The organism is Azospirillum doebereinerae (assembly GCF_003989665.1).
Classification (GTDB): domain Bacteria; phylum Pseudomonadota; class Alphaproteobacteria; order Azospirillales; family Azospirillaceae; genus Azospirillum; species Azospirillum doebereinerae.
In genome coordinates, this window is record NZ_RZIJ01000005.1 from 232,009 (window position 1) to 251,851 (window position 19,843).

The following is a 19,843-nucleotide window of genomic DNA, read 5'->3' on the forward strand; positions in this document are numbered from 1 at the left end:
TTAAACGTTTCCCGTAGGACAATTAGATACCGAACCATCACCGACACCGCACGGGCACCGTTCACAACCGACGGGGCAGGGGGTTTGCGCATGGCCAGAATGAACGCAGTCTTCAGCGTCTCGATCCGCGCGAAAATCATCGCCGCCGCGCTCGGCGCCGTTGTGATGGCCGGTGGCTTCGGGGTGTTCACCCTCAACCGCCTCGATATTCTAAACAGCGCGGCGGAGACGATGCGCGGCACCTCGCTGCCCAGCACGCAGACCGCCGGGCAGCTGATGGCCGCCGCGCAGGGCTACCGCATCGCCGAGGCGGCCTACGCGCTCTCAACCAACGCCCTGCAGATCGATCAGGTCGAGACCAACCTGCGCGCCGCCGAGGCCAACCTCGTCAAGCTGCGCGCGGCGGCCGGGCCGCTCTTCGCGGCGGGCGAGGGGGCGGACAAGCTGGCCGCCTTCGACGCCGCCTGGAAGGACTACGCCGCCGCCGCCGACCGGGTGCGCGGCCTCGTGCGCGACAACCAGAGCCAGTCCGCCGCCAGCGTCTTCAAACGCCCGAGCGCCGTCGCCTTCGCCCGCGTGCAGGACAGCTTGTCGGCACTGGTCGAGACCACGGTCCGCGAGGCCGACACGGTGGTCGACCGCAGCGGCGACGTCTACCGCGAGGCCCATGGGATGGTGTTGGGCGTGGTGGCGCTCTGCACCCTGCTGTCGCTGGCCTTCGGCGCGGCGCTGGTGCGCAGCGTCTCCAAGCCGATCCTCGACATGGCGGCGGCGATGGAACGGCTGGCGCGCCGCGACGTGTCGGTCGATTTCGACGCCGGGCGCCGCGACGAGATCGGCCGGATGGCCCAGGCCGCGCGGGTCTTCAAGGACAACATGCTGGAAACTGACCGGCTCCAGGCCGAGCAGGAGCGCCTGAAGAGCGCCGCCGCCGAGGAGCGCCGCCGTGAGCTGCGCGGGCTGGCCGACAATTTCGAAACGACGGTGAAGGCGCTGGTCGAAGCGCTGGCCGCCTCCACCGCCGGCATGGCGACGGCGGCGTCCGGCATGGCCGGCAGCGCCGCCGAGACCGCGTCCCACGCCGACGCGGTGTCGTCGGCCGCCGGGCGGGCCTCGGCCAACGTGGACAGCGTCGCCGCCGCGACGGCGGAACTCTTGGCTTCCTTCGGGGAGATCGAACGGCTGGTCGCCAGCTCGGCCAGCATCGCCGCCGGGGCCACCCGCGACGCCGAGCGCGGCACCGCCGTCATGGGCGAACTCGCCACGGCGGCGGCGGAGATCGGCAAGGTGGTGGACCTGATCGCCGGCATCGCCGGGCAGACCAATTTGCTGGCGCTGAACGCCACCATCGAGGCCGCGCGCGCCGGCGAGGCCGGCAAGGGCTTCGCGGTGGTGGCGTCGGAGGTGAAGATTCTGGCCAACCAGACCGCCAAGGCCACCGGCGAGATCCAGGCGCGCATCGCCGAGATTCAGACCGCGTCGGGCACGGCGGTGGACACCATCGGCGCCGTGGCCCGCACCATCGCGCGGATCAACGAGATCGCCGGCGCGGTCGCGGCGGCGGTGGAGCAGCAGACCGCCGCCGTCGGCGAGATCGCCGGCAACATCCACGACGCCGCCGCCGGCACCCGCGACGTGTCGGGCAACATCGCCGGGGTCACCGCCGCCGCCGCCTCGGCCGAGCAGGCCTCGTCGGTGATGGTCGGCACGGTGGAGGCGGTGTCGGAGGACGCCGACCGCATGCGCCGCGAGGTGGACGGTTTCCTGTCGGCGCTGCGGGCGGCGTAAGGATAGGGGGGTCCCGAAGACCGGGACTGTAATGGGCGCCTTTTTGAAAAAACGCTAAGCTATTGATTTTTATTGGTTATTCAGGTTTTTGGCTGACTGGATTTTGACCGTTCGGCCGGGCGATCCTTACCTGCGCATCGGGATGTCCGCCCTCACGCCGCCTCGTCCACCCCGACCCGCGCCGCCGGGAAGAGCAGGCGGACGCAGGTTCCCTCGCCGGGCGCGCTGTCGATGCTCAGGCGCCCGCCGTGCAGACTCATCAGCGCGCAGGTCAGCGGCAGGCCGAGGCCCGAGCCGTGCTCGGGCACCGTCATCCGGTCATGCGCCTGGCAGAAGGCGGCGAGCGCCAGCGGGATCTTGTCCGTCGCCATGCCGCGCCCGGTGTCGCGGACGCTCAAGGTCAGCCCACCGTCGCTCTCCAGCGCCGCCTCGACGGCGATGCGCCCGCCGGCCGGGGTGAACTTCACCGCGTTGCCGATCAGGTTGGTCAGCATCTGGCGGATCAGCGAGGGATCGCCGAACAGGCACGGCAGCTCGGGCGGCACGTCCCAGTTCAGCGACACGCTCCCGCGCGCCGCGCGTTCCGCCATCATGGCGGCGGTGGCGTCGACCAGCAGGGAGAGGTTGCAGGGCTCCTCGTACAGCTCCATCCGCCCCGCCTCGATCCGGGCGAGGTCGAGCAGGTTGTTGATCAGCTCCAGCATGTAGTCGCCGGCGGTGACGATCTGCCCGGCCGCCTCGCGGTAGCGCGGGTTGTCGGGCGGCCCCATCAGCTGGTCGCGCAGGATCTCCGCGAAGCCCAGCACGGCGGTCAGCGGGGTGCGCAGCTCGTGGCTCAGGTGGTGGACGTAGTCGGATTTGCGCTGGTTGGCGCTCTCCGCCAGATCGCGGGCGGTCGCGAGTTCCAGGGTGCGCTGCTTCAGGTCGGTGATGTCGGTGCGCACGCCGACGGTGCCGCCGCCGCTGGTCCGCCGCTCCTCGATGCGCAGCCAGCGGCCGTCGCGCAACTGCACCTCGGCCGGCGGCCCGCCCGTGCGGTGCAGGGCGAGACGCTCCTGGATCCACGCCTCCAGCCCCTCGGGCGGCACGCGGTAGAGGCCGCGCCGGGCGCCCTCGCGCAGCACGGATTCGAAGCTGGTGCCGGGCTGGGCGAGGTCGGGATCGCCGATGAACAGGTCGCGGTAACGCTGGTTGCACACCACCAGACGGTCCTGCGCGTCGTACAGCACGAAGCCTTCGGTGACGCTGTCGATGGCGTCGAGCAGCAGGGCGTGGGCCTGCCGGGCCGCGTGTTCCGCCCGCGCCCGCGCGGTGACGTTGCGGACGCTGCACACCGCCCGCTGGCCATCCATCAGGGCGACCAGCCGGACCTCGAAGGCGGCGTCGCCCTCCACCCCGGACTCCGGATCCGGCAGGGTGAAGTCGGCGCCGGCCACGGTCTCCCCGGCGCGCAGGCTGTCCAGCGCGGCCATCACCAGACCGGCGGCGGGCTCGGGGAGCACGTCCTGCACGCGGCCGTTCAGGAAGCGCTCGGCCGGAATGTTCAGGTCGGAGGGGCTGGACGCCGCGAAGTCCAGGATGGTGCCGTCGAGCCGAAGCTCGAAGCGCAGGTCGGGAAAGGCGTAGGTCAGGGCCACAAGCTGTTCGGTCAGCCGCAGCACCTCCTGGCGCGCCACGCGGTCGGCGGTGCCCTCGATCAGCAGCAGCGGCGGGTCGCTGTGGGGCGCGCGGGCGATACGCGCGTCGATCTCCAGCGGCGCGGCGGCGCGGCCATGCTGGAAGGTCAGGGTCCGGTCGATGCGTCGCCCGGCGGTGAGCGCGCCGGTCAGCGCCTGGATCGTCTCGTCGGGGCAGAGCAGGTGGACGGTGCGGGCGGCGGCCCCCGGCGCCATGTCGAGAAGGGCGCGGGCTGCCTCGTTCAGCCACACCACCCTGCCGTCGGGCCGCGCCAGCCAAAGCGGGGCCGCCAGCCCGGCCAACAGGTCGAGGCCGGCAAGCCCGCAATCCACAGGCCCGCAGTTCGTAAGCCCGCAGTCTTCGCTTCGCGCCAAGTCTTCGCTCTGCGCCACAGCCATCGACATCCCATCATTCGAGCGGCGCCGTCACATTAACACCATGAAAGCGCCACAGCCATACGGCGTATAATGATGTTCGAATGGACGGGCGACGGGAATCGGGGCACGCCCCAATAGTTCATACCCCGATAATCAGGGCGTGTCCCAATAATGGCAGGCGACGCGGTGGCCGGGGGCGATTTCCTCCAGCGTCGGGACGGCCTGGGCGCAGAACGGGCGCTCGTTCGGGCAGCGCGTGCGCAGCGGGCAGCCGTCGCGGAGAGCGAGCGCGGAAGGGGCCTCGCCCTCAAGACGGGGGCTTCCCCCGCGCGCGGCGGCCAGCATGGCGCGGGTCAGGGGGTGGCGCGCGCCGTGGCGCAGCGTCTCGGCGGGCGCGCTCTCGACCACCCGGCCCATCAGCAGGACCAGCGCGCGGTCGGCGTTGCGCAAACCCTCCTCCGCCTGTTCGGTGGCCAGCAGCAGCGACAGGCGGTGGCGGTCGCGCACGGCCAGCAGGTCGTCGAGGAAGGCGGAGCGCTCCTCGGCGGACAGGGACGCCGCGGGTTCGTCGCAGACCAGGGCGCGCGGCTCCGGCAGCAGGGCGCGGGCCAGACCGGCGCGGGCGGCCTCGGCCGCGCTCAGCGACACGGGCCAGCGCTGCGCGGTCTGGGCGGGCAGCCCGGCCGTCTCCAGCGCGTCGGCCACCCGGCGGGCGCGGCGGTCGGCGGGGATGTCGGGGCGTAGGCTCTCCAGTGTTTCGGCCAGTTGCGCGCCGACGGTCTGGGCGGGGTCGAGCGCGGCGGCCGGGTCGGGAAACAGGACTTGCAGGTCGCGGCGCGTGCGGCGCATCCCGGTGGCGTCGCCGGACTCCAGCGCCCGGCCCTTCCAGGCCACCCGCCCCTCGGTCGGGGCCGGCAGATGCGCCAGCGCGCGGGCCAGCATCGCCTTGCCGCTGCCGGTCTCGCCGAGCAGGGCGACGGTCTCGCCCTCGGCCAGATCGAGGTCGACCGGGTGGACGACGGTCAGACGGCGCTCCTCGCCCTTGGCGGTGCGGCCGAGCGGGAAGGACACGGTGACGCCCCGCCCGGTCAGCAACGGGCCGCCCGGCGGAACGGCGGCCGGGCCGCGATGGAACGCGACGGCGGCATGCGGCACGGCGGGGAGCAGCCGCCCGCGGTGCAGGGCCAGCGCGCGGGTCGCCGGGCCGGCGACGCCGTCCTCCGGCCGCCCGGCGAGGATCAGCGCGACCGCCTCGCCGCGCGCCCACTCGGCCAGCCGGTGCAGCAGCCGCAGCCGCACCGTGGGGTCCAGCCCGGCGCCCGGCGCGTCGGCCATCAGCACCGCCGGCCCCACCGCGAGCGCCAGCGCGAACAGCGCGGTCCAGCGCAGCCCGTCGGGCAGGCGGTCGGGCGGCAAATCCAGCCGGCGGGCGGCGGCGGGCACCCCCAGCCGGTCGAGCGCGTCGGACAGCCGGCGCAGCGAACCCCCGGCGTCGAGCCCCAGATGGTGGCCGAGGATCTCCGCCGCCTGGGCGCCCAGCGGGCGGCGCGGCGCCAGGACGCCGCCCTGGGCGATCAGCAGCCGGCGCCCGTCGACGCGGGCGTTTCCGGCGACGTCGATTCCGGGCAGCGGCAGCCCGGCCAGCGCGCGGAGCAGCAGGCTCTTGCCCGACCCGGCGCCGCCGGTGACGGCCACCACCTCGCCCGCCTCGACCCGCAGCGTGGCGCGGTCGACCAGCGCGTGGTCGCCGGCCATCAGGGTCAGGGCGTCGGTCTGGATGGGCGGGGTGGGCGTGGGGGCGGGCATGGGCACGGTCATGGGCGCGGGTGTCCGGGGCGCAGGCTGTCGGCGAAGGCGCAGAGCGCCCACAGGCTCACCGCCAGCAGCAGGGCCGGAGCCGCGAGCGCCACCGGGTCGCCCAGCCGCGCGGCCAGCCCGGCCGACGCCCCCCAGCTTCCCAGCGGGGCCGGCAGGCCGAGGCCGAGCAGCCCGGCGAAGCTCTCCGCCGCCAAGGCGCGGGGCAGGGCGAGCGCGCCGGCCGCCAGCAGGGGACGCCGGGCGTTGGGGATCAGGTGGCGTCGCAGGATGGCCCCCTCCGACAGCCCGGCGGCGCGGGCGGCGGTGAGGAATTCGCGACGCATCAGCGCGTTCAGCTCGGCGTGGGTCAGCCCGGCGATGGCGGGCGCGACGGCCAGCGCCACCGTCAGCGCCAGGATGCCGACCCCGCCGCCGAGCAGCCCGGCGGCCAGCGGCACCAGCAGCACCAGCGGCAGCGCCGTCAGGCGGGTGGCGGTGCTCATCAGCCGGCGTTCGGCGCGCCGGCCGAGCGCGGTCGCCAGCACGCCCCAGCCCACCCCCAGCGCGCCGCCGAGCAGCCCGGCGAACAGGGCGAAGGACAGGCTGCCGCGCCCGTCGAGCAGAGCGGCGACCAGCGGGTCGGCGTCGTGGCGGCGGACGACCGCGCCGTCGGCCATCAGCGGAGCGACGGCGCAGGCCAGCGCCAGCCCGGCCAGCACGGCCACGGCGGCGGCGCCGCGTCCGCCCGGGCGGCCCTCGGATCCGGTGAAGAGGGTCATCATCGCGCCCGGTCGATCCAGTCGCGCGCAACATGGCCCAGCGCGGCCAGGAAGGCGGTCAGCCCGCACAGCGCGACCAGCGGCGGCAGCGCGCCCGCCGCCGATCCGTTGCGGGCGGCGTCGATCATCAGCCCGCCGGCCCCCGGCAGGCCGAGCAGGCTCTCCAGCGCGGTCGCCCCGACCATCGCCGCCAGCACCGCGTTCTGGAAGCCGCCCAGCGCCGGAGCGACGGCGGCCGGCAACACGTGGTGGCGCAGCACCGCGCGGTCGTCCAGCCCGAAGCCCTGGGCCATCCGCAGGGCGCCGCCGCCCGAGGTTCCGATCCCCGCACTTCCGATGCCAAGGGCGCGCTCCATGGCGGGGCGGGCCAGCGTCGCGGCCTGGCAGGCGGCGGGCAGCGCCAGCGCCGCCCAGCCCAGCGGCAAGGACGACGCCCCGGCGCGCACGGCCAGCGCGGCGGCGGCGGCCAGCAGGAAACCGGGGATCAGCGGGCCGGCGCCGGCGAGCAGGCGCCCGATCCGGCCGGCGGCGGAAAACGGCGCCAGCCCGGCCCAGGCTCCGGCGAGCGCGCCGACGGCGGTGCCGACCGCCAGGGCCGGCAGGATCAGGAGAAGCGTGACGGCCAAGCCCGCGAGCAGCCCGGTCGCGGCGCCCGGTTCCGGCCCCAGCGCGGCGGCCAGAGCCACCCCGGCGATGACCGGCAGGAGGGCGGCGGGCAGGGCATCGGTCAAGCGGCGGACGGCGGACGGCGGCATCGGCGAGGCGTGGTCTTCCCGGCGGAGGATCAGGGCGAAGGCTCGAGGCCCGACCGTAAGCGCGCCGCCCCCGGCGGGGCAATGAAATTGGACCGGGCTAGACCTTTCCGGCATGAATTTTCCCAAAAGGCGAGCGGCAGGGGCGGAATCGCGTCCCCAGATGTTGAGTCGGCACAGGCAGTCAGACCAGGGTCTTCATGTTCGCTCGTTCCCCCGATCCGCTTCGCGACCCCCGTCCGGTTCCGGGATCCGTCCCGGCGGCTCCGGCCGGCGACACCGTTCCGGAGTTCCGCCCGATCCTGGAGGCCGGGCGCACCTGCTGGCGCATCGAGGACACCGGGCGGCTCGGCGTGATCGTGGACGCGGAGGATTACTTCACCATCGCCAAGACGGCGATGCGTCGGGCCAAGCGCAGCGTTTACCTGACCGCCTGGGATTTCGACGCGCGCATCCGGCTGACGCCGCAGATGCGCCGCCCGCGCCGGCCCGACCGGCTGGGCAACCTGCTGAACTGGCTGGCGACCAGCCGGCCCGACCTGCACATCCACGTCCTGAAATGGGACTACGCGGAGCTGTTCGATCTGGCCCGCTGGTCGCACCCCTTCATGCTGCGCAATTGGCTGACCCACCGGCGCCTGCAATACCGGCTCGACGGCGACCACCCGACCGGCGCCTGCCATCACCAGAAGATGCTGATCGTCGACGACAGCGTCGCCTTCTGCGGCGGGCTGGACATCACCGCCAACCGCTGGGACACCCGCGCCCACCGCGCCCACGAGCCCCTGCGCCGCCAGCCCGACGGCAAGAGCTACGAGCCGTTCCACGACGTGATGATGGCGGTGGACGGCGACGCCGCCCGCGCGCTGGGCGATTTGTTCCGCGAGCGCTGGCAGCGCGCCACCGGCGAGACGCTGGCCCCGCCCTCCTTCGCCCCGTCCCGGCATGTGTTCCAGGTCCGCCGGCCGCCGGCCGATCCCTGGCCGCCGAACCTCGCGCCGATCCTGAAGGACGTGCGCGTCGGCGTCTGCCGCACCGATCCCGCCTGCAACGGCCGCCAGGAGGTGCGCGAGGTCGAATCCCTGCATCTGGAGGCCATCGCCCAGGCCCGCCGCTCCATCTACATGGAGAGCCAGTATTTCGCCTCCACCGCCATCGCCGAGGCGCTCAAGACGCGGCTGGCCGAGGAGGACGGCCCGGAGGTGGTGATCGTCAACCCGGTGCGCACCACCAGTTGGCTGGAGAACACCGTCATGCTGGGCGCCCGCGCTCGCATCGCCCGCGAGCTGCGCGACGCCGACCGGCACGGGCGCTTCGGGCTCTACGCCGCGCTGACCGACGGCGGGGCCTGCATCACCGTCCACGCCAAGGTGATGGTGGTGGACGACCGGCTGCTGCGCATCGGCTCGGCCAACATGAACAACCGCTCCATGGGGCTCGACACCGAGTGCGACCTCGTGCTGGAGGCCCACCCGACCGCGCCGGAGGAGGCGACCACCCGCCGCGCCATCGCCCACACCCGCGACGACCTGATCGCCGAGCATCTCGGCACCACCCCCGACACCGTCGCCGCCGAGGCCCTGCGGCGCGGCTCGCTGGTCGCGGCCATCGAGGCGCTGCGCGGGACGGAGGGGCGGACGCTGTCGCCGCTGCACGAACCGGAACCCGAGGGGCTGGCCGCCGCCGTGGCCGAGGCCCAGGTCTTCGACCCCGAACGGCCGGTCGACGCCATCGACATCGTGCGCCGCGTGCTGCCCTCGCGCATCCCGCGCCACCATTACTGGCTGATCCTGCTGGGGGCGCTGCTGGTGTTCGGCGGGCTGTGGGGGATGTGGCGCTACACCGCGCTCAGCGAATGGGCGACGCTGGACGGGGTGCTGTCGGCCTTCCAGAGCCTGCGCGAGACGCCGCTGGCGCCGCTGTGGCTGGTGCTGGTCTATGTGGCGGGCGGCTTCGTCATGTTCCCGCTGACGCTGATGATCGCGGCCACCGCCATCGTGATGGGGCCGTGGTGGGGGGTGCCGACCGCGATGGCCGGCGCGCTCGCCTCGGCCAGCGCGCTGTTCTGGGTCGGGCGGCTGGCCGGGCGCGACCTGATCGGGCGCTACGGCGGCGCGCTGGCGGCCCGCGCCAACCAGCGCCTGTCGGACAGCGGCATCCTGACCGTCGCCGGGGTGCGCGCGGTGCCGGTGGCGCCCTTCACCGTGGTCAACCTCGTCGCTGGGGCGTCCAGGCTGCGCTTCTTCGATTACCTGATCGGCACCACGGTCGGGCTGGCGCCGGGAATCCTTGCCTTCAACCTGCTGGGGCACCAGCTTGAACGCACCGTCACCGACCCCGGTCCCCGCGACATCGCGCTGCTCGTCGGGCTGGCGGTCCTGGCGCTGGGGCTGGGCTGGGCGACCAGCCGGCTTCTCGGCGCGCGCAAAGAAAAGGAACAACCGTGATTCGATTCAGCCGAGAGCGTGTGGAGCGCATCGCCGCCGCCCTGCGCGCCGCCCGCGCCCGCCGCCCGAGACGCCGCGCCGAGGGGCGCAACGCCCCGGTGCCCGAGGGGATGACCGGGTTCAAGGTGGCGACCTGGAACGTCCACAGCTGCGTCGGGCTCGACGCCCGCTTCGCCCCTGATCGGGTGGCCCAGGTGATCCGCGACCTTGACGTCGACCTGATCGGCCTCCAGGAGGTCGGCTGGCACCATCGCGGCGAGGCCGGGCTCGACCAGTTCGCCTTCCTGGAGAAGGCCACCGGCCTGACCGCCCACGCCGGCCCGACCAAGCACAGCGAGCGCGCCCATTACGGCAACGCCCTGCTGACCCGGTTGCCGGTCCGTTCCATCAGCGCCATCGATCTGTCGGTCGGCCGGCGCGAGCCGCGCGGCGCCATCGACGCGGTGGTCGAGGTCGGCGGGCGCCCGGTGCGGGTGATCGTCGCCCATCTCGGACTCGACCCGTGGGAGCGCGCCAAGCAGGTCGGCGAGATCGTGGCGCGGGCGCTGGCCCAGCCGGACATGCCGACCCTGTTCATGGGCGACCTGAACGAGTGGACGCCGAACTCCCCCCGGCTGAAGACGCTGGCCAAGTCCTTCGCCGACGTCGCTAACCCGCGCAGCTTCCACGCCCGCATGCCGACGCTGCGGCTGGACCGCATCTACGTCTCCGGCGGCCTGCAAATCCCGTCCTTCGAGGTGATCCGCACCGTCCTTACCCGAAGGGCGTCGGACCATTTGCCGGTGCGTGCGACTTTGGCCCTTCCTTGAACCAACCGTATGGAGGACACTCGCTGCCGAAGGTCATAGGGATATAGGCCTCTCCCATAGGTATTTGTGCAGTGCAATGTGCTTTTCACAACAGTGCCTTGCAAGAATCGAGGGATCACTTCCCCTATGCGGAACCCATATCAACCTGTACTGTTGGTCATACGATCAATTTGGCGCCACGGGTCCTGATCGCCAGGGACGAAACGGAACGCGAGGACGGGACTTGCTGTATCACCTGTACGACATGCAACACGCTGCCATGGGTCCGATGCGTTTCTGGGCCGAAGCCGCCCAGCGCACCTTCCAGAATCCCCTGGTTCCCCTGTCCTACACCAAGCTCGGCCGCACGGTCGCGGCGGGCGCGGAGCTGTTGGAACGGACGACGCGGCGCTTCGGCAAGCCGGCCTTCGGCCTGGGCGAGACCGTCGTGCAGGGCCAGACCGTGCCGATCACCGAACGGATCGTGACGAGCACGCCCTTCTGCAACCTGCTGCACTTCGCCAAGCCGGACGGCACGCCGGCCCAGCCGCGCGTGCTGCTGGTCGCCCCGATGTCGGGCCACCACGCCACGCTGCTGCGCGGCACGGTGGAGGCGCTGATCGCCGACCACGACGTGTTCGTCACCGACTGGATCGACGCCCGTCTGGTGCCGACCTCGGCCGGCGCCTTCGACCTCGACGACTACATCGAGACGGTGTCGGGCCTGATCCGCTTCCTGGGCGAGCGCACCCACGTCGTCGCGGTGTGCCAGCCGGCGGTGCCGGTGATGGCGGCGGTGTCGCTGATGGCGGCGGCGGACGAGCCGGTGCAGGCCCGCAGCATGACCCTGATGGGCGGCCCGATCGACCCGATGGCGAACCCGACCACCCCGGTCAAGCTGGCGGTCGAGCGCCCGCTGTCCTGGTTCGAGCAGAGCGTCATCACCACGGTGCCGATGTACTACCCCGGCGCCTTCCGCAAGGTCTATCCGGGCTTCATCCAGCTCTCGGGCTTCATGTCGATGAACCTCGACCGCCACATCGACGCCCACGTCAACCTGTTCCGCCATCTGGTGAAGGGCGACGGCGATTCGGCCGAGCAGCACCGCCGCTTCTACGACGAATATTTGTCGGTGATGGATCTGTCGGCGGAGTTCTACCTCCAGACCATCGAGACGGTTTTCCAGAAGCACGCCCTGCCCAACGGCACCTGGGTGTCGCGTGGCCGCAAGGTGGAGCCGGCGGCGATCCGCAAGACCGCGCTGATGACGGTCGAGGGCGAACTGGACGACATCTCCGCCCCCGGCCAGACCATCGCGGCGCACCGGCTGTGCTCCTCGCTGCCGGAGACCATGCGCAAGACCCACTACCAGGAAAAGGTCGGCCATTACGGCATCTTCAACGGCCGGCGCTGGCGCGAGAACATCCTGCCGCAAATCCGCGACTTCATCCGCAGCCACGACGACGCGTAAGGATGGATGCCCTCTCCCGTCCCGGGAGAGGGAGGGGACCCGCCGCAAGGCGGGGAGGGTGAGGGGCTATCGGGCGTGGTGCGAATCCATGTTCCGCCAGCCCCTCACCCTTCCCACTTCGTGGGCCCCTTCCCTCTCCCGGGGCGGGAGAGGGAGCTTCAGCTACTCCGCCGCCAACCCGCCGCCCAGCTCGATCCTTACCTCCACCACGCCCGGCTCGTCCAAGTTCTCCTTGCGGACGAAGCCCAGCGCCCGGCACATGCCCAGCATGTTGGTGTTCTCGCGCAGCACCTCGCCGTAGACCTCCTTGATGCCGCGCGAGCGGGCGTAGTCGAGGATCTTGTTCATCATGATGTAGCCCAGGCCCTGGCCCTTCATGTCCGACCGCACCATCACCGCGTATTCGGCGCGGCGGTTGTCGGGGTCGGCGTTGATGCGGACCACGCCGTACATGATGGTCTCGCCGGTCGCCTCGTCCGGCCCGACGGCGATCAACCCCATCTCGCGGTCGTAGTCGATCTGGGTCAGCCGCGCCGCCGCCTGGTGCGACAGCCGCTTCAGCGGCGCGAAGAAGCGCAGCCGCAGATCCTCGGCGGTCTGGTTCTCCACCAGATGATGCACCAGCGGCTCGTCCTCCGGCAGGATCGGGCGGACGAAGAACTGGCGGCCGTCCTTGATGGTGATGCGGTCCTCCAGCGCCTTGGGGTAGGGGCGGATCGCCAGACGGTTGGCGCCGGGCAGCGCTGCCACCCCCACCTTGATGCGCGCGTCCAGCGCCAGCACGCCGTCCGCGTCGGCCAGCAGCGGGTTGATGTCCAGCTCGGCGATCTCGGGGAAGTCGACGATCAGCTGCGACACCTTGTTCAGCGTCTCCGCCACCGCGTCGAGGTTGACCGCCGCGCGCGAGCGGTAGCCCTGCAACTGCCGCCAGATGCGCGTCCGGCCCATCAGGTCCGACGCCAGCTTCATGTTCAGCGGCGGCAGGGCCAGCGCGTAGTCCTCCACCACCTCCACCCCGATGCCGCCCTCGCCGAAGAGCAGGACCGGGCCGAACATCTCGTTCTCGGTCATGCCGACGATCAATTCATAGGCGTCGGGGCGGACGGCCATCTCCTGCACGGTGAAGCCCTCGATCCGCGCGTCGGGCGCCTGCTCGCGCACGCGCTCCAGCATCGCCTCGGCCTCGGCCCGGACCTCCTCGGGGCTGGTCAGGCCCAGCGCGACGCCGCCGACGTCCGATTTGTGGGTGATGTCGTGCGACAGGATCTTCAGCGCGATGGGCCCGCCGATGACGCGGGCGGCGGTGGCGGCGTCGTCCGGCGTCTCGGCGATGCGGGTCTCCACCACCGGGATGCCATAGGCGGCCAGCACCCGCTTGGCCTCGTATTCGCTGAGCCAGTCGCGCTTCTCGGCGATGGCGCGGGCGATCACGCGCTTGACCGTGATGCCGTCGGGCTGGAAATCCTCCGCCACCGAGGGCGGGGTTTCCATCAGCAGCTCCTGGCTGCGGCGGTAGCGGACCAGATGCAGGAAGGCGCGCACCGCGTCCGACGGCCCGTTGTAGGTCGGGATGCGGTTGGCGGCGAAGAGCTGGCGTGCCTCGGCCGCCGACTGGTCGCCGATCCAGCTGGTCAGCACCGGATGGCGGCGCGCCTTGTTGGCCAGCACGGTGTCGGTCACCGCCTTGGCGATGGCGGCGCTGTCGGTCAGGGCCGAGGGGCAGTGCAGCACCAGCACCGCGTCGTTGCTGGTGTCCTGCATCAGCGCGTTCAGCGCGTCGGCGTAGCGCTTGGGCGTGGCGTCGGCGCCGATGCGCAGCGGGTTGCCGCGTGGGGCTCCGCCGGGATTCGCCCCGAGCGCGGCGGTCAGCGCCTCCTGCGTTTCGGGCGGGATCGCGGCGAGGCGGCCGCCGGCGTGGATCAGCTTGTCGGTCGCCATCACCCCCATGCCGCCGCCGTTGGTCAGGATCGCCAGCCGGTCGCCGGTGATCGGCACGCCGGTGCCCAGCGTGCCCGCCGCGTCGAACAGCTCGGCCAGATCGTTCACCCGCAGGATGCCGGCGCGGCGGAACACCGCGTCGTAGACCGCGTCGGAGACCGCCAGCGCCCCGGTGTGGGAGGCCGCCGCCTCCTGCGCCTCGTCGGAGCGGCCGGCCTTGATGACGATGATCGGCTTCTGCCGGGCGGCGGAGCGCGCCGCCGACATGAACTTGCGGGCGTGGCTGATGCTCTCGATGTAGAGCAGGATGGCGCGGACGGTGACGTCGGAGGCGAGGTAGTCCAGCAGGTCGCCGAAATCCACGTCGCCCCGGTCGCCCAGCGACACCAGATGCGAGAAGCCGATCCCGCGCGAGGTCGCCCAGTCCGCGATCGAGGTCACCACCATCGACGACTGCGCCACCAGCGCCACGTCGCCCTTCTTGGGCGCCACCGGCGCGAAGCTGGCGTTCATGCCGCGTCCCGGCACCATGGCGCCCAGGCTGTTGGGGCCGAGCACCCGCATCAGATAGGGCTTGGCGGCGTCGAGCATCGCTTGGGTCTGCTCGGCGCTCATCCCGTTGGTCATGACGATGGCGGCCTTGGTGCCGCGCTTGCCCAGCGCGTCGATGGTCGCGGCGACACCGTCCGCCGGGGTGCAGATCACCGCCAGATCCGGGGTGATCGGCAGGCTGTCCACCGTCTTGTAGGTCAGCACCCCCTCAACCGCCCGCTCGGTCGCGTTGACCGGCATCACCGGCCCGTCGAAGCCGGCCTGGAACAGGTTGCGGGCGACCACCGCCCCCACCGTTCCGGGCTTGCGGCTGGCCCCGATCAGCGCGATCGAGGCGGGCTTGAACAGCTTGTCGAGGTTACGAACGGTCATGACCGGATCCGGAGGGCAGAGTTGGGGAGCGGGAGGGAGCACCACGGGCGTCAGCATAGCGCGCCTCGCCAGTGGTTTTGATGACGAACAGCGGCGGGCCGGACTTTCTTCCAACCTGTTTGCTGCGTCGCAACATTAAAGGCTGGTATGACCATTGGACAGGTGGCGTTTCGTCGCGCCTTGCCGAAAGGCATGACAACCCCGATGCGGGCTTGCGCGCGCGGGCCGCCGGTCGCAGGCTGTGGTTGGACACAGAAGCAACCAAAAGGAGAAACGGGCATGAAGGTGGGAATCGTCGGGGCGGGCTTCGTCGGCAGCACCGCGGCCTTCGCCATGGTGATGACCGGGGCCGCGAACGAGGTCGTGCTGGTCGACGCCAACGAGGCGCTGGCTCAGGCCCAGGCGCAGGACATCGCCCACGCCGTGCCCTTCGCCAGCGCGACCGCCGTCCGCGCCGGCTCCTACGCCGCGCTGGAGGGGGCGGGGGTCGTGGTGCTGTCGGCCGGGGTCGCGCAGAAGCCGGGCGAGACCCGGCTCGACCTGCTGGAGCGCAACGCCCGCGTCTTCTCCGCCATCATCCCCGCCGTGCTGGCCGCCGCCCCCGACGCGGTGCTGCTGATCGCCACCAACCCGGTGGACGTGATGACCCAGATCGCCGCCCGCATCAGCGGTCTGCCGCGCCATCGGGTGATCGGCTCGGGCACGGTGCTGGACACCGCGCGCTTCCGCGCCCTGCTGGCCGACCGGCTCGGCGTGACGCCCAAGTCGGTCCACGCCCATGTGGTCGGCGAGCACGGCGATTCGGAGGTCCTGCTGTGGTCGGTCGCCGCCGTCGCCGGGGTGCCGGTGGAGCGCGCCGCCGCCCAGCTCGGCCGCCCGCTGACGGCCGAGGACCGCGCCGCCATCGACGAGGGCGTGCGCCGCGCCGCCTACCGCATCATCGCCGGCAAGGGCCACACCGCCTACGGGATCGGCGGCGGTCTGGCGCGTCTGGTCGCCGCCATCGCCGGGGACGAGCGCATGGTGACGACCTGCGCGATGCTGAACGACACGGTGGTGGGCGTGCCCGAGGTGGTGCTGTCGCTGCCGCGCGTGATCGGGGCCGGCGGCGTGCTGGACACCATCCTGCCCGATCTGGCGCCCGAGGAGGAAAGCGCGCTGCGGCGCAGCGCCGAGATCCTGAAGGAAGCGGCGGACGGGGTGGAGCGGCGCATGGGGTGGGGCGCCTGAGTTTCGTGTTAGACTGACGGAGATTTAATCGGAAAGGAGCGTTCATGCCCGGCAGTCTGAACGTCCGCGATCTGGACGACGATCTGATTGCGCGCCTGAAGCGTCGCGCGGCGCGTCATGGACGCTCCACCGAAGCCGAGCACCGTGAAATCCTGCGCCAAGCGCTGATGACCGAGGAGGAGGCGGGCTTCGACGACTTGGCCGCGGAGTTCCGCGCGCTGACCAAAGGGCGCCGCCACACCCCCGCCGAAGCCCTGCTGCGCGAGGGGCGCGAGGAGCGGTGAGGGCGCTGGTCGTCGATGCCAGCGTCGCCATCAAATGGATCATCGACGAGGAAGGCAGCCCGGCCGCCCTGGCCTTGCGCCGGCACCGCTTGGCCGCGCCCGATCTGTGGGTGGCGGAATGCGCCAACATCTTGTGGAAGAAGGTGCGACGGGGAGAGTTGTCCGGCGATGAGGCGGTGCTGGCCGCCCGTCTCCTGGCCCGTGCCGAAGTCGAATTGGCCCCTATGCGCTCGTATCTGGAGGCGGCCACCGCAATCGCGGTCGCTCTCGACCATCCCGCCTATGATTGCGTCTATCTGGCCATGGCTGAGGCGGCAGAGATGCCGTTCGTCACCGCCGACGAGCGGTTGCTCCGCAAGACACGCAACGTGCTTGGTGGCCGTTTCGCAGGCCTTGTCCTGGGGCTCGACGAGGCCGCTTCGCTCCAGGATTGACCCCCACCAACCGACCCGGGCGCCAACGCCCGAACCGGTCGATGGATGGCCGTGCTTAAACTATGCTCAGACGATGACGCCCGGCTTGCCCTTGTTGGCCTCGGCGGCGCGGGCAAGACCTTCCTCGATCTTCTTCGCGGCCTCCTCGGCGCCACCCCAGCCCAGGATCTTCACCCACTTGTTCTTTTCGAGATCCTTGTAGTGCTCGAAGAAGTGGGCGATCTGCTCGGTCAGGATCGACGGCAGGTCGGAGTATTCCTTGATGTCGGTGTAGAAGGGGTGGAGCTTGTCCACCGGCACGGCGAGCAGCTTCTCGTCCTCGCCGCCCTCGTCCTCCATGTACAGCACGCCGATCGGGCGCGAGCGCAGCACGGCGCCCGGGATGACCGGGGTGTTGCCGACGACGCAGACGTCGACCGGATCGCCGTCGCCCGACAGGGTGTGCGGGATGAAGCCGTAGTTGCACGGGTAGAACATCGCGGTGTGCAGGAAACGGTCGACGAACATCGCGCCGGACTCCTTGTCGACCTCGTACTTCACCGGATCGCCGCCGCGCGGGATCTCGATGACGACGTTCACATCCCAGGGCGGGTTCTTGCCCACCGCAACCTTGCTCAGATCCATGATCTTACGTCCTTCGACTGGCGTAACTAGGGCACGTTCCCTCATTCGACGCCGGCCTACACCGGCGCCATGCGCGGCGGGAGTGTAGGCGAGAAGCGTCTCCAAGGCCAAGCCGCTTGCGCGGGCTCTTGCGCGGGTGCGGCAAAGCGGCAAGGGTGCGCGGATGATCCGCGCCCTTCTCGTTCTTCTCGCCCTGCTGCCGGCCGTCGCCGCCGGGGCCGACACGCCCGTTGCGCCCACCCACGGCATCGCCATGCACGGGGACCTGCGGCTTCCGCCGGGCTTCGCGGCGCTGCCCTACGTCAACCCGGCCGCGCCCAAGGGCGGCACCATCCGGCAGGCCGCCACCGGCGGCTTCGACACGCTGAACCCGCATGTGGTGAAGGGCGTGCCGGCGCTGGGGCTGGGGCTGACCTTCGAGAGCCTGCTGACGCGCTCGTGGGACGAGCCTTTCTCGCTCTACGGCCTGCTGGCGGAGAGCCTGGAGGTCGCCGAGGACCGATCGGCCGTGATCTTCCACCTGAACCCGAAGGCGCGCTGGCACGACGGAACGCCGCTGACGGCCGACGACGTGCTGTTCTCCCTGGCGGTGCAGCGGGAGCACGGCACCCCCAACCGCCGCCTGTTCTACGCCAAGGTCGTGACCGCCGAGGCGCCCGACGCGCGGACCGTTCGCTTCGTCTTCGCGCCCAACCCGGACGGCAGCGTCGACCGCGAGATGCCGCTGCTGATGGGGCTGATGCCGATCCATTCCAAGGCGTGGTGGGCCGGCAAGCCCTTCGAGCGCACCACGCTGGAGCCGGTCCTCGGCAGCGGCCCCTACCGGGTGGCCACCGTCGATCCCGGTCGCCGCATCACCTACGAGCGGGTGCCCGACTATTGGGGCCGCGACCTGCCGATCCGGCTCGGCCAGTACAACGCCGACCGGGTGGACTACGTCTATTACCGTGACGACGCGGTGGCGCTGGAGGCCTTCAAGGCCGGGGAGGGCGATGTCAGGCGCGAGATCGACCCGGCCAAATGGGCCAACGGCTACGACGGCCCGGCCCTGCGCGACGGCCGCATCCTGCGCGAGGAACTGCCGCACCGCCGGCCCGACGCGTCGCGCGGTCTGATCCTCAACACCCGCCGGCCGCTGTTCGCCGATCTTCGCGTGCGCCGGGCGCTGGGGATGGCGACCGACTTCGCCTGGATGGGGCGCACGCTGTTCCACGGGGCGCTGACCCGGACCGCCAGCTTCTACCCGAACTCCGAACTCGCCGCGCAGGGGCTGCCGGAGGGGGAGGAGCTGCGCGTCCTCGACGCCTTCCGCGACCGTCTGCCGCCGGAGCTGTTCACGCAACCCTTCGCTCTGCCGCAGACCGACGGGACTGGCCCGGCCGGGTCACGCAACAACCTGCGCGAGGCGCTGCGGCTGCTGGCCGAGGCCGGCTGGCGGATCCGCGACGGTCGGCTGGCGGACGCCGAGGGCCGGCTCTTCGCCTTCGAGGTCCTGCTGGCCGACCCATCGGAGGAGAAGGTGGCGCTGGAGTTCGCCCGGTCGCTCGACCGGCTGGGGATGACGGTGTCGGTCCGGGCGGTGGACAGCGCGCAGTTCCAGGCGCGGGTGGAACGGTTCGACTTCGACGTGACGCTGCGCTGGTGGGCGTCCACGTTGTCGCCGGGCAACGAGCAGCTCTATTACTACGGCTCCGAGGCCGCCGGGCAGGAGGGCAGCCGCAACCTCGCCGGCATCCGCGATCCGGTGGTGGACGCCATCGCCCGCTCCATCGCCGAGGCGACGACGCGGGCCGATCTGGTGGCGCGGGTGCGGGCGCTCGACCGGGTGCTGCTGTGGGGGCACTACATGGTGCCGCTGTTCCACAGCCCGGTGGACCGGCTGGCGCGCTGGTCGCGGCTGAAGCGGCCGGAGATCACGCCGCTGTACGGGCCGTTGATCGAGACGTGGTGGGTGGAGGAGGGGCGGTAGGAGCGCGCCAAGCGTGTTGCCCCCTCCCCATCCCTCCCCCGCCTTTGGCGGGAGAGGGGGACTGCCGCCGCCCTTCGACAAGCGTCCGGCCCCCTCTCCCGCAAAGCGGGGGAGGGATGGGGAGGGGGCATCCACGCCCGCACCCTCCAACAAAAACCCCGCCGCAGCGGACTGCGACGGGGCTTTCCTCACGCCGTCACCGGCGGACTCTCAGAGGACCGACTCGACCCACTGGAACAGCGCGCCCTTGGGCAGCGCGCCGATCTTGGTGGCGGCGAGCTTGCCGTCCTTGAACAGCATCAGCGTCGGGATGCCGCGCACGCCGTACTTGGTCGGGGTGTTGGGGTTCTCGTCGATGTTCAGCTTGGCAACGCTCACCTTGCCCTGCAATTCGGTCGCCAGCTCGTCCAGCGCCGGGGCGATCATCTTGCAGGGGCCGCACCATTCCGCCCAGAAATCGACCAGAACCGGGCCGGCGGCCTGCAGGACGTCCTGGTCGAAGTTGTCGTCGGTAACCTTGATGGTGGCGCTCATGGGACCTCTTGCCTGAACTCGGAGCCCTCG

At 71.6% G+C, this 19,843-nt stretch carries 15 protein-coding genes; 8 read left to right on the plus strand and 7 right to left on the minus strand.

Features of this window, described 5'->3' with window-relative positions; all coding sequences use genetic code 11:
• Positions 1-90 precede the first annotated feature (90 nt).
• Positions 91-1,788, plus strand: a complete 1,698-nt coding sequence (locus EJ913_RS09160; RefSeq protein ID WP_185909722.1) for a methyl-accepting chemotaxis protein — start codon at positions 91-93, stop codon at positions 1,786-1,788.
• Positions 1,789-1,940: 152 nt separating this feature from the next.
• On the opposite strand, the gene EJ913_RS32400 is transcribed toward EJ913_RS09160, so the two are convergent.
• The 4 genes from EJ913_RS32400 to EJ913_RS09180 form a co-directional block, all read right to left on the minus strand.
• Positions 1,941-3,839, minus strand: coding sequence for a PAS domain-containing sensor histidine kinase (locus EJ913_RS32400; RefSeq protein ID WP_244939296.1), 1,899 nt, complete (start codon positions 3,837-3,839; stop codon positions 1,941-1,943).
• A 156-nt stretch (positions 3,840-3,995) separates the two neighbouring features.
• Entirely contained in the window at positions 3,996-5,660 is a 1,665-nt protein-coding gene (locus EJ913_RS09170; protein WP_244939297.1) for an ABC transporter ATP-binding protein, read from the minus strand.
• A complete protein-coding gene (locus EJ913_RS09175) occupies positions 5,657-6,421 on the minus strand; it encodes an ABC transporter permease subunit (protein WP_126996977.1) in 765 nt (254 codons plus the stop codon). Before EJ913_RS09175 ends, EJ913_RS09170 begins: the two co-directional genes overlap by 4 nt.
• Complete coding sequence (locus EJ913_RS09180) at positions 6,418-7,173, minus strand: ABC transporter permease subunit (RefSeq protein ID WP_126996979.1); 756 nt, start codon at positions 7,171-7,173, stop codon at positions 6,418-6,420. Before EJ913_RS09180 ends, EJ913_RS09175 begins: the two co-directional genes overlap by 4 nt.
• A gap of 197 nt (positions 7,174-7,370) precedes the next feature.
• Here EJ913_RS09180 and EJ913_RS09185 point away from each other — a divergent pair, with 197 nt between their 5' ends.
• The 3 genes from EJ913_RS09185 (at position 7,371) to EJ913_RS09195 (ending at position 11,876) form a co-directional block, all read left to right on the plus strand.
• Positions 7,371-9,617, plus strand: a complete 2,247-nt coding sequence (locus EJ913_RS09185; protein WP_126996981.1) for a VTT domain-containing protein — start codon at positions 7,371-7,373, stop codon at positions 9,615-9,617.
• Entirely contained in the window at positions 9,614-10,426 is an 813-nt protein-coding gene (locus EJ913_RS09190; RefSeq protein WP_126996983.1) for an endonuclease/exonuclease/phosphatase family protein, read from the plus strand. Before EJ913_RS09185 ends, EJ913_RS09190 begins: the two co-directional genes overlap by 4 nt.
• 223 nt (positions 10,427-10,649) lie before the next feature.
• Complete coding sequence (locus tag EJ913_RS09195) at positions 10,650-11,876, plus strand: polyhydroxyalkanoate depolymerase (protein ID WP_126996985.1); 1,227 nt, start codon at positions 10,650-10,652, stop codon at positions 11,874-11,876.
• A 162-nt stretch (positions 11,877-12,038) separates the two neighbouring features.
• On the opposite strand, the gene EJ913_RS09200 is transcribed toward EJ913_RS09195, so the two are convergent.
• Positions 12,039-14,738 carry a bifunctional acetate--CoA ligase family protein/GNAT family N-acetyltransferase gene (locus tag EJ913_RS09200; protein WP_126996987.1) on the minus strand — a complete coding sequence of 900 codons (2,700 nt, stop codon included), beginning with the start codon at positions 14,736-14,738 and terminating at the stop codon, positions 12,039-12,041.
• Between the two features lie 279 nt (positions 14,739-15,017).
• Between EJ913_RS09200 and EJ913_RS09205 the strand changes: the two genes are divergently transcribed.
• From EJ913_RS09205 to EJ913_RS09215, 3 genes are read left to right on the plus strand one after another with little or no spacing between them, the layout of a single operon-like run.
• Positions 15,018-15,968: an L-lactate dehydrogenase gene (locus tag EJ913_RS09205; RefSeq protein ID WP_126996989.1), complete on the plus strand. Its 951-nt coding sequence runs from the start codon at positions 15,018-15,020 to the stop codon at positions 15,966-15,968.
• Positions 15,969-16,012: 44 nt separating this feature from the next.
• Entirely contained in the window at positions 16,013-16,252 is a 240-nt protein-coding gene (locus EJ913_RS09210; protein ID WP_126996991.1) for a FitA-like ribbon-helix-helix domain-containing protein, read from the plus strand.
• On the plus strand, positions 16,249-16,686 hold the full coding sequence (locus EJ913_RS09215) for a type II toxin-antitoxin system VapC family toxin (RefSeq protein WP_126996993.1): 438 nt from the start codon (positions 16,249-16,251) through the stop codon (positions 16,684-16,686). Before EJ913_RS09210 ends, EJ913_RS09215 begins: the two co-directional genes overlap by 4 nt.
• 66 nt (positions 16,687-16,752) lie before the next feature.
• On the opposite strand, the gene ppa is transcribed toward EJ913_RS09215, so the two are convergent.
• Positions 16,753-17,310 (minus strand): inorganic diphosphatase, encoded by a 558-nt coding sequence (ppa, locus tag EJ913_RS09220; RefSeq protein WP_126996995.1) that lies wholly within the window; start codon positions 17,308-17,310, stop codon positions 16,753-16,755.
• 163 nt (positions 17,311-17,473) lie between these two features.
• Between ppa and EJ913_RS09225 the strand changes: the two genes are divergently transcribed.
• A complete protein-coding gene (locus EJ913_RS09225; RefSeq protein ID WP_126996997.1) occupies positions 17,474-19,279 on the plus strand; it encodes an extracellular solute-binding protein in 1,806 nt (601 codons plus the stop codon).
• 210 nt (positions 19,280-19,489) lie between these two features.
• Here EJ913_RS09225 and trxA read toward each other — a convergent pair whose 3' ends face one another.
• Positions 19,490-19,813 carry a thioredoxin TrxA gene (trxA, locus tag EJ913_RS09230; RefSeq protein WP_126996999.1) on the minus strand — a complete coding sequence of 108 codons (324 nt, stop codon included), beginning with the start codon at positions 19,811-19,813 and terminating at the stop codon, positions 19,490-19,492.
• Between the last annotated feature and the right edge of the window lie 30 nt (positions 19,814-19,843).

Excerpts from the sequence above, each read along its gene's own strand:
- EJ913_RS09160 (WP_185909722.1), top strand. The coding sequence starts at position 91 with ATGGCCAGAATGAACGCAGTCTTCAGCGTCTCGATCCGCGCGAAAATC.
- EJ913_RS09170 (WP_244939297.1), bottom strand. The coding sequence starts at position 5,660 with ATGACCGTGCCCATGCCCGCCCCCACGCCCACCCCGCCCATCCAGACC.
- EJ913_RS09175 (WP_126996977.1), bottom strand. The coding sequence starts at position 6,421 with ATGATGACCCTCTTCACCGGATCCGAGGGCCGCCCGGGCGGACGCGGC.
- EJ913_RS09180 (WP_126996979.1), bottom strand. The coding sequence starts at position 7,173 with ATGCCGCCGTCCGCCGTCCGCCGCTTGACCGATGCCCTGCCCGCCGCC.
- EJ913_RS09185 (WP_126996981.1), top strand. The coding sequence starts at position 7,371 with ATGTTCGCTCGTTCCCCCGATCCGCTTCGCGACCCCCGTCCGGTTCCG.
- EJ913_RS09200 (WP_126996987.1), bottom strand. The coding sequence starts at position 14,738 with ATGACCGTTCGTAACCTCGACAAGCTGTTCAAGCCCGCCTCGATCGCG.
- EJ913_RS09205 (WP_126996989.1), top strand. The coding sequence starts at position 15,018 with ATGAAGGTGGGAATCGTCGGGGCGGGCTTCGTCGGCAGCACCGCGGCC.
- EJ913_RS09210 (WP_126996991.1), top strand. The coding sequence starts at position 16,013 with ATGCCCGGCAGTCTGAACGTCCGCGATCTGGACGACGATCTGATTGCG.
- ppa (WP_126996995.1), bottom strand. The coding sequence starts at position 17,310 with ATGGATCTGAGCAAGGTTGCGGTGGGCAAGAACCCGCCCTGGGATGTG.
- EJ913_RS09225 (WP_126996997.1), top strand. The coding sequence starts at position 17,474 with ATGATCCGCGCCCTTCTCGTTCTTCTCGCCCTGCTGCCGGCCGTCGCC.
- trxA (WP_126996999.1), bottom strand. The coding sequence starts at position 19,813 with ATGAGCGCCACCATCAAGGTTACCGACGACAACTTCGACCAGGACGTC.